The following is a 3,524-nucleotide window of genomic DNA, read 5'->3' on the forward strand; positions in this document are numbered from 1 at the left end:
GCTCTGCCGCTCGAGCGTCCAGAGCGGAGAATGCCGGCCAGTCCAGGCCGGCGCGGCCGGATTCGGCGGCGGCAGAGTCGGCGTCGGTAGAGTTGGCGTCGGCAAAGTCGGCAGCGGCAAAGTCGGCGGCAACAGGCCCGGTGGGCGCCGGCTTTTCGTCCGCCAGTACGGCAATGGCCGCAGGCTCCGCCGGAACTGCCGCTTCCCCGGCGCCGGGCGTCTCTCGCGGCAGGGAAAAATCCACCCCGGCCAGCAAGGTGGCGCAGGCGCTGCAATGGACCCGGTCGGGCGGGTTTTCGGTGTCGCAGACGGGGCAGATGCGGATGTAGCGCTTCATCGCCGCCAGGATACCTGATCCAGGCTCAGGCCCCGTTCGGCGCACAGGCTTTCCAGGGCCGCCATGTCGCCCCGGGCGGGGATGCCGATCATCCAGATGCGCCCGCCTTCGAGGCTCACTTGCAGGCTCTTGCCCTGGGCCGGCTCCTCCCGCCGGTGGCCGTAGCGGGCCTCGCCCAGGGGTGACAGGGGCACCAGGGTCTGGTTGGCGGAGCCGCGCCAGAGCCCGCCTTCGGGCAGGGCTTCGGCATAGGGTTCGGGAATCAGGGCATCGAGCTTCTCGAGCAGGGCGGCGTGGCGGGCCTCCAGGGTTTTCAGGGGATAGCCGCTGTAGCAGAGCAGGTCCAGCTCCAGCCCGGCCTGCCGGCGCCAGCGCCCCAGGCCATCGAGGAGGGCGCCCAGGGCAAGAGGCTGGTCGAAGGGCTCGCCGCCGCTCAGGGTGATGCCGTCCACGCCCCCTTTTGCCTTGTCCCGGCACCAGGCCAGCAGTTCCGGCACGCTCAGGCTGCCGCCTTTGGCCGGGTCCCAGCTGTCCTGGGAGACACAGCCCTTGCAGTGGATGCTGCAGCCTTGAAACCAGATGCCGATGCGCCGCCCGTGCCCCAGCACCGTGACCGGGTAATGGGCCTTGTCAAGGCGCAGCAGGGGCGCGCGGGGATGCCGGGCCACGCTCACGCCAGCCCCAGGGTGACGATCTTCTCCTCGCTCTCTTTGAACTCCGCCACCCGCAGTTTTCCACCCTGCCGTTGCCGCCCCTCCAGATCCAGGCCGAACAGGGCCCGGGCCAGGGGATTGATGAACAGGGATTCGAGCTGGTTGCCGATGCCCCGGCCACCGTTGGAAAGATCGTCGATGCAGCGGGCCATCAATTCCCGGCGCACGGCGGGTTCCAGCTCCAGTTCCAGCTGGTGCTCTTCCCGCACCCGGCTGACCACGTTGTCGAGCATGCCGGCAAAGATGCGCTCGGCCACGGGCGGGGTGATGAAGTTGAACACCACGATGTTGTCACCGATGCGGTTGAGGATTTCCGGCCGGGAGAGGCGGTACTTGAAGTAATCGGCGATGGCGCCCTTGACCCGGCTCTCGACGGTGGCGTAGCTATCCCCCGGCTGCACGTTCTGGATGCGCCGGCCCTGGGCGTCTTCCACATAGATGCCGAGGTTGGAGGTGAACACCAGGATGGTCTCGGAAAAATAGGCGGTATCGCCGCGGCCGTCGGTGAGGCGGCCGTCCTCGAGGATTTGCAGGAACTTGTCGAGGATGCGCGGATGGGCCTTTTCCACCTCGTCAAACAGCACCATCGAGAAGGGCTTGTCGCGCACCGCGTTGGTGAGTTCGCCGCCCGCCTCGAAACCGACGTAGCCGGGCGGCGCGCCCAGGAGCCGCGCTCCCGTGTGCTCCTCGGCGAATTCGCTCATGTCGAAGCGCAGGTAGGCCCGCTCGTCGCCAAACACGAGCTGGGTCAGGGTCTTGGCGAGTTCGGTCTTGCCCACCCCGGTGGGGCCGGCGAAGAACAGCACCCCCCGGGGCCGGTTGCCGCCGCTTCTGGCCTGGGCCCCGGTGAGGCCCATCACCGAGCGCATGAGGATGTCCACGCTCTTGGTGACCGCCTGTTGCTGGCCCTTCACCCGGGTTTCGATGAACTCCGCCGCCCCGGCGATGCGCTGGCGCAGGTAGGGCTTCTTCCAGGGATTTTCCAGGACCCCCACCTTGTAGCACTGCACCGCGTCCTCCACATCCCGGAAGGCGATGCCCTGCCGGTCCGCGAGCTGGGCCGCATCGGAGAGGGCCGTCAGCGGCAGGCCCTCGGTGGCGGCGGCAAAGTCGCGGGCGAACTTGTCGCGCTCGCCGGGGCCGGCCTCGTCCATCTGCCGGAACAAGGTGAAATAGCTCCGGGCCGCCGCCTCCCGGGTCTCGAAATCCGGCAGGCCGACTGTGAGGCTCTCCACCCGGGCGTTGTCCAGGGCGAACCAGGAGGGCAGATCCTGGGGCCGGTTCAGGAGCCACAGCACCGGGTTGAAGCGGGGCTTGTTGTCGGCCAGGGGCCCCGGCTCCCGAGGCATCCGGTTTTTGACCATGACCGGCACCGCCTGCACCGCCAGCCGTTCGGCGGCCAGGAAGAAGCGGTGCTCGCCGGCATCGAGCTGGTCCGGGTGGCGCACCAGCCGGGAGGCAAAATCCACCAGCAGGGCGCAGCGGGCCTCGCGCATCCGGGTCAGGCGCTGCATCACGCCGGAGAGGCTGTCCAGGCTCATCGGCATGGCCCCGTCCTGGAGCTTCAGGTCAAAGAGCTGGGTCGCCAGTTCCACCGCCGGCGGCTCGTTGGGATAGGGACGCAGGCCCCCCACCGGGTCATAGATCAGCAAGAAGCGGCAGTCCTGGCGCTGCAGGGCCGACCACAGGCAGCGCACCAGGGGCACCGGGGTGAGGCTGCCATCATCGAGGGGGGCGAGGAAATGATCGCGGATGTTGCCCGCCACGATGAACTGGGAACGGATCGGCAGCAGCCGCTCCAGGTCGCGGACCCAGCGGGGCGTCAGGGCGGAGTGGGCATCGGTGCTCATGATTTACCGGGCAGGTCCATGGCTCTCGGGGCGGCCAGGGGGCGGGCCTGCTCCCCGGCCTCGAAATGGGGCAGGCTTTCCGGGGCCACGGCCTGGACCGGCAGTTCTCCCGCTTCCAGGCGGCGGGTCACCTCCAGCTTCAGGCCCCGGGCCGCCAGGGTGTCGAGCAGCCTCGGGAATTCGGCGCACCAGCGTTCCTCGGCGATGAAGTCGAGGCGCTTTCGCACCGCGCCCTCCTCTTCGGCGGCGCTTTCCTCGCGGGCCCGCACGACGTTGAAGTTGAAGGTTTTTTCCTTGACGTTGGCGCGCAGGCGGACATGGTAGCCCTCCCAGCCCGGACGCTGAAAGTGGAGGATGCCGCCTTCCATGAACAGGGTTTCGCTCACTTCATCGACCTGATAGCCCAGGTCTTTCAGGGATTGTTCCAGCACGATGCTCGCGGCTTTGGCCTCCTGCCGGGCCTGTTCGGCGCTGGCGGCGGCCAGCAGTTCCTCCACCTGGCGCCGGGTTGCCTCGTCCAGACGCCCCAGGCCGGCGGCTACTTCGCCCAGCAGGGCCGCCAGGGAGGCGGGCGCCTCGTCCGGCAATTGCGCCCGCCAGCTTGCGGCCAGGACGGCATCGGCC

4 protein-coding genes are annotated in these 3,524 nt (G+C 68.8%); all 4 read right to left on the reverse strand.

The window, feature by feature from the left end; translation table 11 throughout:
* On the reverse strand, positions 1 to 337 hold a 337-nt coding region (locus WBH99_RS03115; RefSeq protein ID WP_424218651.1), incomplete at its 3' end, for a hypothetical protein.
* Positions 334 to 1,005: a 4Fe-4S single cluster domain-containing protein gene (locus WBH99_RS03120; RefSeq protein WP_424218652.1), complete on the reverse strand. Its 672-nt coding sequence runs from the start codon at positions 1,003 to 1,005 to the stop codon at positions 334 to 336. The genes WBH99_RS03115 and WBH99_RS03120, both read right to left, overlap by 4 nt.
* A 2-nt stretch (positions 1,006 to 1,007) precedes the next feature.
* A complete protein-coding gene (locus WBH99_RS03125; protein WP_424218653.1) occupies positions 1,008 to 2,900 on the reverse strand; it encodes an AAA family ATPase in 1,893 nt (630 codons plus the stop codon).
* The coding region (locus tag WBH99_RS03130; RefSeq protein ID WP_424218654.1) for a hypothetical protein at positions 2,897 to 3,524 on the reverse strand (628 nt) is incomplete at its 5' end. The genes WBH99_RS03130 and WBH99_RS03125, both read right to left, overlap by 4 nt.

The organism is Azovibrio sp. (assembly GCF_049658005.1).
Lineage (GTDB): Bacteria > Pseudomonadota > Gammaproteobacteria > Burkholderiales > Rhodocyclaceae > Azovibrio.

Bases quoted from the DNA above. Each gene is read 5' to 3' on its own strand.
- WBH99_RS03125 (WP_424218653.1), bottom strand. From the start codon at position 2,900: ATGAGCACCGATGCCCACTCCGCCCTGACGCCCCGCTGGGTCCGCGAC.